Below are 12942 nucleotides of genomic sequence, written 5' to 3' on the forward strand. Positions count from 1 at the left end.
TCGTCATCCAACCATATCCAATAAGTTTATCAGACAGTCTACTAGCTTAAACGACACATCCTTGTAGTACCAACAGATTTGAGCACACGATACTCAGTCCCGAAGTTCCCCTGCTTACGGGCTAAAACGCTGGACTCAACAAGCTACAAGTAACACAAAATCCTCTGGAAAACCCACCAGAGGATTTTTAAAGCAGTTTAGTCGAACGTACGTTTGATGTCAGCTTTAATCAGCCAGTCGTCTAGCGCCCCCGATCAAGGTCATATAGCGATCTGAAGCGCGCATTTTCTTGGTATAACTTCTCTGGTGTCCCTTGCATATCGAAGTGGCCATTTTCGATGAACCGGACTTGATCGACATGGTTGATTCCGGCCAGATGATGCGTCACCCAAATAATCGTCTTGTCATGCAAAACGGAAAAAACGGTGTCCAACAAGTGTTGCTCAGTAATTGGATCTAGACTGACCGTTGGTTCATCTAGGATAATAATGGGTGCATCTTGTAAGAGAATCCGCGCTAGCGACAATCGCTGCCGCTCACCACCTGAAAATCGGCTACCGGCCTCTTGAACCTGCGTCTGATACCCTGCCGGCAATCGGGCAATTAAGTCGTCCAATTCCACGGCTTTGACAGCGTCCATAACCTCTTCATCAGTCGCATTCAAATTCCCCAAGCGCACGTTGTTCATGACCGTCGTATTAAACAGATACGGCTGCTGATCCAACACACCAAAGAGCGTTGCACGCTGATCTTGTAGTCGGGAGACTGGTTCGCCATTTATCGTGATCTGCCCACTAGTAGGCGTTTCATCCCCCAAAATGAGCTTCAACAACGTACTCTTCCCGGTTCCACTAGGTCCCAACAAGGCGAGTTTCTCACCCGGATGTAAGGTCAACGACAGATCATCGATGACCTCACGTTGAGCGCCTGCATACGTAAACTTAACGTGATCCAACGTCAGGTTTTCAAAGGCCTCAACCCTAGTTTGATCAACTTGCTGTGGTTCATTCTCATCTAGTGCATTGACCCGTCTGATCGAGTCTTGATAGACCGGCCATTCGCTAACACCCTGGCTCATATCAGCGAAGGGTTCCACCGTAGGAAATAGTGCAAGGCCAAACGCGGCCACCCAGTTGGCTTGTGCCTGATTGTGAGTAAACATCACACCTGCCCACCAAACCAGTAAGACCACTGCAGCGCCAAAAATCACTTGAATGGCGAAGTTACGCCACCACTGAAAATGGTGATCCTTGCGTCGCAGTGCTGCAATCTGGTCAATTGGGGCATCCTGCTGTGCTAAGAAATCTTGCCGCCGACCAGAAATTAACCAGTCACCTAAGCCTAATACAGCATCCGTTAGTTGGGTATAAAAGGTCCGTTGAACCCGGCGTGCTTGAAACTCACGACGGCCATTAACGGTAACCGACAATAACGGCATTAAAATCACAATCACACCCAATAATAACAACATGAGTAGACCAAAGGCCCAATTGAAGTAGCCAATCCCAATGACCACAAATAAGTATAGCAACCACCCAATGACTAGTGGAAAGACCGTCCGTAAGTATAGGTTTTCAATATGGTCAATGTCTTCTGCCAGAATGCTCAAGACATCCCCCGTTTGATGCGTTTGCCGAATTGCTACGGCTTGTTTCTCAACCGCTTCGTACAATCGCTTACGAAAATCTGATACGATCCGCAATACCCAATTGTGACTAGTTAGCCGTTCCGCATAGCGAAAAGCCGGTCGACCAATCCCAAATGCTCGGGCTAAAACAATGGGGACGTAAATCATGAGAATGTTATAGGGATGTGTCGCTGCTCGACTGATCAGATAACCAGAGTTAAACATCAACGCACCACCACAAAAGAACGTCATAAATCCCAGAAACAGGACTAATGCCAGCAGTTTTTTATAGCGACGTAGGTAAGGCATTACCCAATGGTCATGTTTAAATGTTGCAAAGAATCCTTTCATTTGACCGTCGCCCCTTCCATTTCAGATCGTAACCGGACATAAGTGCCGCCCTGTTGTTCAAGCTCCGCTGGTGTCCCCTGTTGAACAATCTTGCCATGATCCATTACCAAAATATAATCCATTTCATTCATCCAATGAAGACGGTGCGTTGCAAAAAAGACTAAGTGGTGATCAAACACTGGTAACATCGCGCGTTTTAATTCTACTTCAGTCTCAATGTCCAGGTGCGCCGTGGGTTCATCGAATAGTAGGACGCGCCGAGAATCATCCAAAAATGCTCGGGCCAATGCGATCCGCTGTGCTTGACCGCCACTAACACCACGTGCGCCTTCACCAATCTGCGTCGCCAATCCATCTGGCAACGTGGCGATCCAGTCTGTCAGTCCCGCCTTAGCTGCCGCCTGCATCACAGCTTCTTCGCTAGCTCCCGGCGCATAAAACGCGAGATTATCCCGCAAACTCGCGTGAAACAGATAGGGTGCCTGCGGAATATAGACAAAGCTTCGCTGCCAAGCCTGCTTATCTAAATGTGGCACCGCCGTGTCTCGTACGTTAATCTGGCCATCCTGCGGGCTCAGAAAGCCCCCTAGCGTGTTGATTAAGGTTGATTTACCAGAACCAGAGGCCCCAATAATACCGACCTTCTGAAAGCCGTGCACGCTGAAGGTAATATCCTTTAATGTTGGTGTCTGACTCTCTCCATAGCTGACGTTGACTTTGTTCAATGCCAACGTATCATCCGCTTGCCACGTTGGCTGCCGAACCGGCAAAAGATCCCGATCGGTTGGCGTGGGGCGTTGTAAAATATCCAACACCGCCGTCAGCGTATTTTTACCGTTTAGCGTGGCATGATAGTCATTCGCAAAGTTACGAATAGGCGCAAAATAGTCTGGAGCTAACGTCAGAATAATCAGTGCCGGAAGGAGTTGAATCGTATTATTCATTAGTCCAAATCCTAAGAATACGGCAATAATGGCAATTGACAAGGTCGTGAAGAAATCCAAGGCAAACGTTGACGTCATGGCGATCGTCAGCGTGGACATCGTCTTCTTTCGGTAATCTTCACTCACCTGATAGACATTGTCAGCATAAGTCTTATTGAGTCCCAATTGTTTCAGCGTTGGCAACCCCCGTAGCGTATCGACAAAGTGATTTGAGAGTCGTTGATAGCCGGCATATTGCCGATCGGCCTTTGCTTGGGCGGCTAACCCGAGAATAATCATAAAGAAGATAATCAACGGATAAATGGCCAGTAAGAATAAGGCCTCTTTCCACTGAATAAATGCGATGTAAATCAAAACAATCCATGGCGTCAAAGACAGATCCAATACTTTGCCAATAATCAGCATCAAGTAAGTCTGAATCTTATCGATCCCTTCCAAGCCCATGGTAACCACATTACCAGTTCCCTTCTGTGCGACCACACTAGGTCCCAAGTCAAAGAGCTTGGCCATAAACTGTTTGCGCAACGTCTTGGTCGTCTTTTCGACGAACGGGTAAAGCAACCAGTTATTGGACAACGTTAACAAGTGTCGGGCTAAAAAGGCCCCCGCAAATAGTAATAATGGCAGAACAATGGTCCGTACTGATTTAAGCTGCCATAAGTTAACAATCGCAACTGATAAGTACTTCGCCTGAAAAATAATCATGAAGGCTTGCACAAATGTCAAAACCGCCATAATCGCCGCGGCTGGCTTGACACCCGGAAATTTAAACACCCGTTTATCAATCAATTTAATGCCCCCTCTAACAAGTAAGTCTTACTGCTATAATACAGCTTTCACAGCAATTTTTCGAGCGCTTACATTCTAGTCACAACGGGTCTCTACGCACGCCACACACCCGCTGCCATAAAAAAAGATGCCGCCCGAAGACGACATCCCCGAATTCATTTCAATCAACTAGGCACTTTGCTTAGGTGAAGCCAAGCGCTTGTAGAAGACCCAGTAACTCCAGATGAAGTAGATCAACACGATTGGCAAAATGCTAAACGTGAGAATCGTCATCAGGTGTAACGTGTACGGCGAGTTAGAGGAGTTCTTAATCAATAGTGAGTTAGCTGGATTGTTCGCAATCATCACGCGTGGGAATAATCCATTAAAGATCAGGACAACCACGCTAATCAAAGATAACCCGCTACCAATAAAGGAGAGCCATTCATGATTTCCTAAGACTCCCCAGTAAGCCAATACGGTGAAGATGACCAAGGCTACCACGATTGCCGTTGTCGTCATTGGCTTCTTAGCGAAGAAATCGGTCGAGAAGAACAGCAAGATTGCGAAGACAACCTCCCCAGCAAAGAGCACTGGGTAGAGAATCTTGTTCCATGCTAATGCGCGGTCACGCAAACTACCAGTGGTCTTTAACCGCATGAAGTTCAAGCCATGGACTAAGCAAAGTACCGTCACGGCCACCCCACCAACAATCGAGAAGAGGTTGACGTAATCACCGAAGTGCGCGGTCATATCTCCGTTCTTATCAATTGGCATTCCCGCAATCATCGCAGTGAACAACATCCCAAACAGGAAGGCCGCACAGAAACTACCAATCGTCGCTGCCCACTCCCAGAAGTTCCGCCAAGTATCCGTCTTCATGTTGGCACGGAATTCAAAGGAAACACCCCGAAAGATCAAGGCAGCCAGAATCAGAAATAGAACCAGATAGAAACCAGAGAATAGGGTTGCGTACCACATTGGGAAGGACGCAAACATCGCCCCACCGGCTGTGATCAACCATACTTCGTTGCCGTCCCAGTGCGGTCCAATGGTCTTGATGACCACGTCCCGCTCATCACTAGTTTTGGCGAAGCTCTTCACCAACATGCCGACACCAAAGTCGAACCCTTCAAGGAAGAAGAAACCACTAAACAACACACCAATGAGAATGAACCACAGAAGTTGTAGGCTAGTCATGGTTGAACGCCCCCTTCGAGTAAGGATCTAACTCTTTCGTATCACCAGCTGAGTAACCGTCGGTGTTTTCGGCGTCTGGACCAGCCTTTAACGTCCGGTGACAAAGGATAATCATGATGAGCCCCATGATGGCAAACATCGCAAAGTAAACGATATTAGTCGTCAGTAACGAGGCTACGGAAACGTTTGGCGAAACCGCATCGGCAATGGTCAATAGGCCATAAACAATCCATGGGTAACGACCAAACTCAGTGACAAACCAGCCGGCAGTATTGACAACAAATGGTAGCCACAGGCATAAGCCCAGAATGTACAGGAACCAACGCTGCTTCATAATTAGTTGCGACCGCTTACGGTTGAAGATCAAGCCCACGATAGCCAATAGTGCGAACAGAGCCCCAGCACCTGCCATGATTCGGAAGCTCCAGAACAGTGTCTTCGTTGGCACGTAATAGTTCATGTCGCTACCAAATTTCTTATCGTACTTCGCGTGCATGTCCTTGTTAACCTGATTCATTCCTTTAACTGTCCCCGTTGTCTTATGGAAGCTCAACAGGTTCAAGACATACGGTACATCGACGGACCAAGTCGTCTTATGTTGCTTCGTATCAAAACCAGAAACCGCTGCCCATTCACCTTTGTTGGTTGAGTTCTTGTAGAGCCCTTCCATAGCGGCAAACTTCATCGGTTGATTATTGATCAAGTAACGGGTTTGTAAATCCCCACTAGCGATGGAGCCCAGTGAGAAGATCAAACCAATAACTAACGCGACGTTCAGTGACTTCCGATAGAACGTGACGTGGTCTTTCTTAAGTAACCGCCAAGCAGAACATCCTGCGATCACAAAGGCAGCGGTTACAAAAGCGCCGAAAATAACATGTGGAAATTCATTCCAGAGTTGCGGGTTACCCACGACCTTACCGAAGCTGACCATTTGAACGTGACCAGTCTTCTGGTTGATGATGTATCCCAATGGGTTTTGCATGAAACTATTCGCTGCCAGAATCCATAAGGCAGATAGTGAAGAACCAAACATAACCAGCCAAATAAAGAGTGTGTGAACCCACTTGTTAAAGCGATCCCAAGTGAACATCCACATCCCAATAAAGGTTGATTCCAAGAAGAATGCAGCCAAGGCTTCGATGGCTAATGGCGCCCCGAAGATGTCCCCCATAAACCGGGAGTATTCTGACCAGTTCATTCCGAATTGGAATTCTTGAATAATACCAGTAACCACACCGACGGCGAAACTATACAGGAACATTTTGCCCCAGAATTGCGCCATCTTTTTGTAATCCTTATCACCCTTGATGGCGTACATGGTTTCCATGACCGCCACCACAAAGGCTAACCCGATAGAAAATGGAACGAAGAAGAAGTGAAAGACAGTGGTCATTCCAAATTGGAATCGCGCTAGGCCTAGGATATCCAGACCAAGATTTAGCATTTTTCTAACCTCCCCAAACGTTATTAGTGTAAATAAATAATTGCTGTCTTGAGTTCATTATATCGAGTGATAAGTCAATTTTCAATGCCTGGGCCTCAATCTCACCAAAGATAATGGATTTTATTCGATTTTTATGTGCAAAATGTTCGTTGACTTTAGTAACACATTTTCAAAAGTGTGTCATCCAAGCGAAAGCCAATGCATCCGCTTACAAATTCATCGGCTAAAATACGCAAACTCGTGATAAAATAGAAGTAAGCAATTGGTATGAGGAGGCTTTTCATCATGACAGAACGCGTACTTGCGCTACAGGCATTAGCACCAGAACAACGGGCTCAACTTGAACAGGCCGGTGTCGAAATTGTCGACGCCAACAACTGGGAGAGCCAGTCCCCTATCACCATCATTTTCGGCTGGGATAAGAAGATTGGCCCAGCCGCCTTGATGGCCCCCAGCAATCAAGTTAAATGGATTCAAACGGTCAGTGCAGGAATTGACTACCTGCCACTAGATTGGATTAAGGCCCACGATGTTCAGGTCACTAACGCTAGCGGCGTTTATTCACCGGCGATTGCCGAATCCACTATCGGCTACTTGCTTTACTTTATTCGTGGGTTCAATGAAGCTATCAAGAACCAAGCTGGTCATTTCTGGGAGCAACCTGCCCGCGACGACTTACGACTACTGGCAAGCCAAAACGTTGTCATTTACGGGACCGGCAGTATCGGCCAAGCGATCGCTAAATTATTACATGGCTTTGGCAACGAACCGGCTGGCGTTAACCGTTCCGGTCATCCCGTGGACGGCTTCAAACAGACGGTTAGTTTGGAAAATGATCATGACTTGCTGAAGGATGCGGATGTGGTCATCAATGCTATGCCCGCAACCAGTACCACCGTCCACTATTTTGATGAACAGTTCTTCAAACAACTAGATGGGCTCAACATCTTTATCAACGTGGGCCGTGGGAAATCGGTTGACCAACAGGCATTAATGAATGCCCTACTCTACCAGAACATTTTGCACGCTGCCCTCGATGTCTTTGAAGAAGAACCTTTGGCTAAGGATTCACGGCTGTGGGATTACCCCAACGTTCTGATCACGCCGCATCAAACTGGTTTTGCCCAGGAAAATACGAAACCAATTTTGAACATTTTTGAAAAGAACCTGCAAAGTTGGCTGAACGATGGCAGTCTGAGTGTTAATTTAACCGACGTTTCTCAAGGATACTAATTCATCACTAAAAAAGGTGTTACCATGCGATCTTCGAATTCGCTGGTAACACCTTTTCAATCTGCTTGATTCTCTAGCAACATCCCTCAAAGCTTTGAACATTAAACAATTTATGAAACCACTCTTTTGCGGTTTTACAAAATCAATACATAAAATCTACATGCTTACTACATTCTCTTGTTACGCTGTTGTAAGTAATCAATCTACTAACTGAATCTTAGGAGGAGTAACATGCATCGATCAACTATTGTCAAATCACTAAGCCTCGCCGGCGTCGTTCTTTCATTAATGAGCGTTGGAGTCCCCAGTGCAAGTGCTGCGGTAGACGCCCAAGCACCACAAACTACTGAAACGGCTACCACGGGAAAACGGACTTCCAATAGCAAGACCGGCCAAGCAACTGCTGCACCAGCTATTCAATCACGAATGACCGCTGATGAATTGGCTGAACAAATCGCTACATATGGTGACGTTAAAGACACCTTGATTAAAATGTACGGGACGAAAAACACTCGGGATATTGGCGGATACAAAACGGCAGATGGAAAATGGCAAATTCGTAAGAATCGCCTGCTTCGCTCTGATAATCTAAATAAAATCAATAACAACGACAAAAACATTCTTACTGCCGGTCATCACGTTACGTCTATCGTCGACTTCCGAACGGATGGTCAGATCAGCGGTCTTCCCGACCAAGGGCTTGCTGGCGTTGATAATACTAGTATTTCAATCTTAGGTGAAAAAGCCTATACCGACAGTTCTGCCCTCAGCCCAGAATTTTCTGGCGATGGTGGGTTCTATGTCCAACAATTAGAATTCAGTCAATCAGCTGTTCAAGGATACAGCCGTTTCCTAAACATGTTACTTCAAAATAACTTTGCAACTCTCTATCACTGCTCATCAGGAAAAGATCGAACTGGAATCGCAACCGTTTTGATCATGTCCATTCTAGGCATGGATGACAAAACAATTATGAATGATTTCATGCAGTCCTACCAAACTGGGCGTACCGTCAAGGCCACTTGGCTCAACGAATACTTCCGTGAGATCAAGTCACGCTACGTAACCATGAACCGATACATCACCAACGTACTAGGATTCTCTCGACCACAACAGGAGAAACTACGTTCAATGTATCTGGTATCAACTGATGGTAAAAATACCCCTTACACAGATAAGATCAATGTGACCGCGCCTACACCATCTACTCCAAAACCAACTCCTTCGACACCAGTACCAGCACCAGCTCCTAGCCAACCAGCTACCCCAGTAGCAACGGTGACTCCAATTGAATCAGGTGCAGCAGACAAACCCCATAAGGCTAAGAAAGCCAAAGGGAAAATCATCTCCAGCAAGAAGCTCCACACCAAGTACGTTTACCACTTGAAGAGTCATAAAAAGTGGTTCAAGGATGCCCATTTACAAAAATCACTAGGCCACACCACGAAGAAACACAAGAAGACGACCTGGAAACTTACGAATGTTGAACGCATCAAGATTAAAGGTAAAACTTACACTTACTACAAGATTAAAGATCATGCCGGCCATAAGGCCTGGATTTTAAAGGCTTACGTCGTTAAGATCAAGGCACATATGACCAACCATCACTAAACTAACGTCACAAAGAAGCTTCTCGGCTACCGGGAAGCTTCTTTGTTTCCTGACCATCGCCATTTACGTCCCATACGGCCGAATGATCCTATTAGAATCCAACTACTTTTTTAAATAACCAACCACCAAACGCCAAAAATAATTAAATTCCTTAGTCCTAAAAGTTAGAGCAAAAAACAAGAACAAAGCCGCACATTCTACTATTATTGCGCTCATAATTAACTCGGCAAGGCCCAATTCAAAGTTAGCCGCAAACATCACCAGTCCAATAATCACAAAAATTATTGGGACTTCGTATATCAGGTACCTAACGATATAATTTCCCATCGATTCATGGAACCCATCATGAAAGACGATGTAGGGTTCCCACAGCAGATTAATCATCAAATTACTGCCCAACGTACCAGCCACAACGCCTAGCACGCCCATGTGGGCAGCCCCAATAAACGTCAAAGACAACACCAAATTAACGATTGCTTCAATGACGGACTTCCATCTCAAAGACCAGTAAAGGCCCATTCCGGAAATAAAGTTCTGAATACCAAAGCGAGACTGGTTAATCGAATAATTAACCACGATTCCAATTGTGACTGTCGTCGATAATAAATAGTTATGTCCTGCCCAAATGTTGATGAAACTGTGAAAAGCAAAGGCTAATCCCACTGAAACGAACAGATTAATGAGCGCATTCAAATAAATCACGCGATATAAAACGACCTTCTGCCTAGAAACTGATGTCGTCACATGTAAATTGCCGATGCTCCCCACCAAGGACGCCAATACCTGTGAAAATAAACTACTGATGCTTTGTACGATCAACATGTAATTCGAATACTTCGCCACGGCGACTAAGCCGCTAAACATCGATAACAGAATATTATCAGTCCCAAACACCACAATCTCACCGATTTTACTTGAAATTGCGCCCACAACATTCTTCCTAATCGACGTCTGCGTGCGATGATCTATTTTCAAACTCAAATGGTGACTTTGGTGTTCAAAAACTTCGGGATAACGCCGACCAGCCATTCTTGATAATTGAAAATTACTGATAACTGCCATTCCCGCCTGAACGACCAAAAACCAAAGATAAGAATGAAAGAAAACCAGAATCACGATTTGAAGTACCTGCTGGGCTCCTTTGAAAAGAAAATCATTAAGCGAATTCAGATATCCACGTTGCACCGCCATCAAGAATGACCGCTTGTGCGCACTAAAATATGTGGCAACCGTACTGCACAAATACAGTAAGAACCACCATAGAATTTCCATTTCACTAAAATTCGTGTTTTTTATAAAGAGATGAATAAACGGTGCGGTTAGTACTCCCAAAGTTGTGATCAAAACGATGATCCCAGCATAGGCTTTCTTATACAATCCGATTAAAGCTCTTAATTTATCAATATCATTCTCAGCAATTGGTTTGTACAAGGCGACGGTGATGGCCGTGCCAATCCCTAAATCTGCAAAATTTAACAGACTCACGATATTCGCGAATAAGCCATTTAGACCAACAAAGTCTTGCGCCAGCTCATGAATCAAAGCTGTTTGAACGCCAAACTTCAAGAATAACCCTACGAGCTGGGTAATCAGCATGGTGACTGCGTTCACTGAAGCAGCCTTCGTTCTATTCAGTTTGTTATTCATCCTGCTTCCCCATTTCACCAGGCTAAAATAATTTCAGTTGCGTTCGTTCTCACTGTGTTAGTGATGTCATAACACTGTAATTTCATCAGAATTTAGACGCCTTTAAATAATAAAGCGCGCGGATTCTTTTTTACGATTAGCCCGGTGCCGCAAAAGCCAGATCAATATAGGCAGCACTAGTGGCATCTGATGAGCTAACTTCAAAACGGTGCGTTGCGTCCACGTGAATGCCTGTTTTGAAGGCAACGACTGCAGCTCAGATTGCCCTAAACGACTTTGCTTTAGCAAGCGGACGCATTCCATCACTGAAGATTCCGACTTAGCCAGTTTTACCAACAACATCAAAAACTGCTTGTATACAAATTGGGTTACCAACTGGTCACTTACCCCCGCCACCAATAACCGCTCACGCACCACCGCCGCCATCAATCTATTCGTATCCGCAACTAGCTGGGCCCCGTATAGACTATGCGTGATTGACGTCGCAGAATTATTAACTTGATAAACGCCACCACTTACCAACCGAACGTCCCGTGCCTGACTTAAGACGTCCAAATTAAACACCAAGTCTTCGCCAATCTTAACCTCGCTCAAGAAGCGGATATTATGCTCAACAATAAAGCGCCGATTATACAGCTTGGAGACCGGCCCCGAATCAAAAACGCCATTTAAGTTTAACCCTAAGTTATCAGCAATTAACTCATCCCGTGTTCGCTTTTGATTTGCTTGGATTGCTTTCGAAAAAACAATCACTTCGGCGGTTTCTTGCCGAATTTCCCTCTCAATCTTTTCACAATTAATCACACAATCATCAGCATCCACAAACATAAGGTACTTTCCCTTGGCATTTTCGATGCCCATGTTACGAGCTGCTCCGGCCCCCGCATGAGCTTCCTGTAAGACTCGAATGGAAGGGCCTGGCTTATTTGCCAGTAAGACCGAGTTAATCCGCCGAATCGTGTCATCCGTCGAGCCATCATCGACAATGATGATTTCAGAAGTCACATTGCGTAACTTTAACAAACTGCTAACTGCAGCGACGATGGTTGCTTGTGAATTAAACGTCGGAATTATAAATGATAGTTCAATTTTATCGTCACTTTTCATTTTTCAATATTTCCTTCACTGTCCGATCATACGAAAATACTTTCGGATCATACTGGTCACTAAAGCATTTAAAAGAGGCCTGCAGCCCCTTTTCTATTGCCCGCGTAACCTCCTGCTTATCCATCACATTAACCAAACTGACGCGTTCTGGAAACTGACGTAAGAGTTCGACTTGACCACCCACGTTGGGGGCGATAATAAAATCATTCGCCAGTAAGGCCTCAAGGTAGGTTATGCCAAAGGGCTCCGTTGGATTCAGTGAAATAAACACCTTGGCTCGTTTATAGTCATCCGCAATCACCCGATGATCCTTGGCCCCTTCGAAGATGACATCAGCACACTCCTGAGCGCTGGCCTGCAGCGCGCCTTGCTCCGGACCGTACCCGACAATGTGCAACTGGCAAGACGCCGACTTAATCGCCCCACTATAGGCTTCAATGATCCGATCCACGTTCTTCGCTTTGACCAACCGTCCAACGTACAAGACTTCATCCCTTTTTGCTGATTGAGAAGCGTTCTCTACCAATGAGGCTATTTCGCTGTCCAATAAACCAATTCTAAAAACACCATCTATTTTTTGACCGTAAATCTCTTCATTAATTAAGCGGGTAAATTCAGAATTGGCTAGGAACTCCTGAAAACTTCTTCTTAACACCCTGTCAACCATGATCATTAACGCAAATTTAATCTTGGTGTAGCTGCGCAGATTGGTGAAGCCGTGGACTAAATGTATTTTGTGAACATGCTTAAATCCCACAAAAAACAAAGAATACCACAGCGAAGAGATGATCACATCGGGCTGCATTGTTCTAACAAAATGCCGGGCACGATGGATATCATGGGCTTCAAGGCCCTGATCGTTACAGGCCCTAAGACTCTTCCTATCCGTAAAAACTCGAACATCGTAGCCTAATGCGGTTAACTTTTTTGCTAAGTTCAGGGTAAAGACCGCCACACCCCCACTCTCCATACTCGTGGGAAGTGGTCCCGCTAAAAAGATTTTCATG

The 12942-nt window shown here is 45.5% G+C and carries 9 protein-coding genes; 2 read left to right on the top strand and 7 right to left on the bottom strand.

What is annotated here, in order from left to right; genetic code table 11:
* Nucleotides 1–241 precede the first annotated feature (241 nt).
* The 4 genes from cydC to HF569_RS10320 form a co-directional block, all read right to left on the bottom strand.
* Complete coding sequence (gene cydC / locus HF569_RS10305; RefSeq protein ID WP_168902353.1) at nucleotides 242–1978, bottom strand: thiol reductant ABC exporter subunit CydC; 1737 nt, start codon at nucleotides 1976–1978, stop codon at nucleotides 242–244.
* On the bottom strand, nucleotides 1975–3711 hold the full coding sequence (gene cydD / locus HF569_RS10310; protein ID WP_168902354.1) for a thiol reductant ABC exporter subunit CydD: 1737 nt from the start codon (nucleotides 3709–3711) through the stop codon (nucleotides 1975–1977). Before cydD ends, cydC begins: the two co-directional genes overlap by 4 nt.
* Before the next feature lie 168 nt (nucleotides 3712–3879).
* Nucleotides 3880–4890, bottom strand: coding sequence for a cytochrome d ubiquinol oxidase subunit II (cydB, locus tag HF569_RS10315; RefSeq protein ID WP_168902355.1), 1011 nt, complete (start codon nucleotides 4888–4890; stop codon nucleotides 3880–3882).
* Entirely contained in the window at nucleotides 4883–6337 is a 1455-nt protein-coding gene (locus tag HF569_RS10320; RefSeq protein ID WP_168848776.1) for a cytochrome ubiquinol oxidase subunit I, read from the bottom strand. The genes cydB and HF569_RS10320 overlap by 8 nt, the downstream gene beginning before the upstream one ends.
* A 285-nt stretch (nucleotides 6338–6622) precedes the next feature.
* Here HF569_RS10320 and HF569_RS10325 point away from each other — a divergent pair, with 285 nt between their 5' ends.
* Entirely contained in the window at nucleotides 6623–7570 is a 948-nt protein-coding gene (locus HF569_RS10325) for a phosphoglycerate dehydrogenase (RefSeq protein ID WP_168902356.1), read from the top strand.
* Between the two features lie 231 nt (nucleotides 7571–7801).
* The gene (locus HF569_RS10330; RefSeq protein WP_168902357.1) at nucleotides 7802–9181 is read left to right on the top strand and encodes a tyrosine-protein phosphatase; all 1380 of its coding nucleotides are present in this window, start codon (nucleotides 7802–7804) and stop codon (nucleotides 9179–9181) included.
* A gap of 102 nt (nucleotides 9182–9283) precedes the next feature.
* Here HF569_RS10330 and HF569_RS10335 read toward each other — a convergent pair whose 3' ends face one another.
* The 3 genes from HF569_RS10335 to HF569_RS10345 all read right to left on the bottom strand — a co-directional run bounded on the left by HF569_RS10335 (nucleotide 9284) and on the right by HF569_RS10345 (nucleotide 12941).
* Nucleotides 9284–10828 carry a lipopolysaccharide biosynthesis protein gene (locus HF569_RS10335; protein WP_168902358.1) on the bottom strand — a complete coding sequence of 515 codons (1545 nt, stop codon included), beginning with the start codon at nucleotides 10826–10828 and terminating at the stop codon, nucleotides 9284–9286.
* A 102-nt stretch (nucleotides 10829–10930) separates the two neighbouring features.
* Nucleotides 10931–11935: a glycosyltransferase family 2 protein gene (locus HF569_RS10340; protein WP_168902359.1), complete on the bottom strand. Its 1005-nt coding sequence runs from the start codon at nucleotides 11933–11935 to the stop codon at nucleotides 10931–10933.
* Entirely contained in the window at nucleotides 11925–12941 is a 1017-nt protein-coding gene (locus HF569_RS10345) for a glycosyltransferase family 4 protein (RefSeq protein WP_168902360.1), read from the bottom strand. Before HF569_RS10345 ends, HF569_RS10340 begins: the two co-directional genes overlap by 11 nt.
* Between the last annotated feature and the right edge of the window lies 1 nt (nucleotide 12942).

It is taken from the genome of Levilactobacillus tujiorum (genome assembly GCF_012641185.1).
Taxonomy (GTDB): domain Bacteria; phylum Bacillota; class Bacilli; order Lactobacillales; family Lactobacillaceae; genus Levilactobacillus; species Levilactobacillus tujiorum.

Bases quoted from the DNA above. Each gene is read 5' to 3' on its own strand.
- cydC (WP_168902353.1), bottom strand. From the start codon at position 1,978: ATGAAAGGATTCTTTGCAACATTTAAACATGACCATTGGGTAATGCCT.
- cydB (WP_168902355.1), bottom strand. From the start codon at position 4,890: ATGACTAGCCTACAACTTCTGTGGTTCATTCTCATTGGTGTGTTGTTT.
- HF569_RS10320 (WP_168848776.1), bottom strand. From the start codon at position 6,337: ATGCTAAATCTTGGTCTGGATATCCTAGGCCTAGCGCGATTCCAATTT.
- HF569_RS10325 (WP_168902356.1), top strand. From the start codon at position 6,623: ATGACAGAACGCGTACTTGCGCTACAGGCATTAGCACCAGAACAACGG.
- HF569_RS10330 (WP_168902357.1), top strand. From the start codon at position 7,802: ATGCATCGATCAACTATTGTCAAATCACTAAGCCTCGCCGGCGTCGTT.
- HF569_RS10335 (WP_168902358.1), bottom strand. From the start codon at position 10,828: ATGAATAACAAACTGAATAGAACGAAGGCTGCTTCAGTGAACGCAGTC.
- HF569_RS10340 (WP_168902359.1), bottom strand. From the start codon at position 11,935: ATGAAAAGTGACGATAAAATTGAACTATCATTTATAATTCCGACGTTT.
- HF569_RS10345 (WP_168902360.1), bottom strand. From the start codon at position 12,941: ATGAAAATCTTTTTAGCGGGACCACTTCCCACGAGTATGGAGAGTGGG.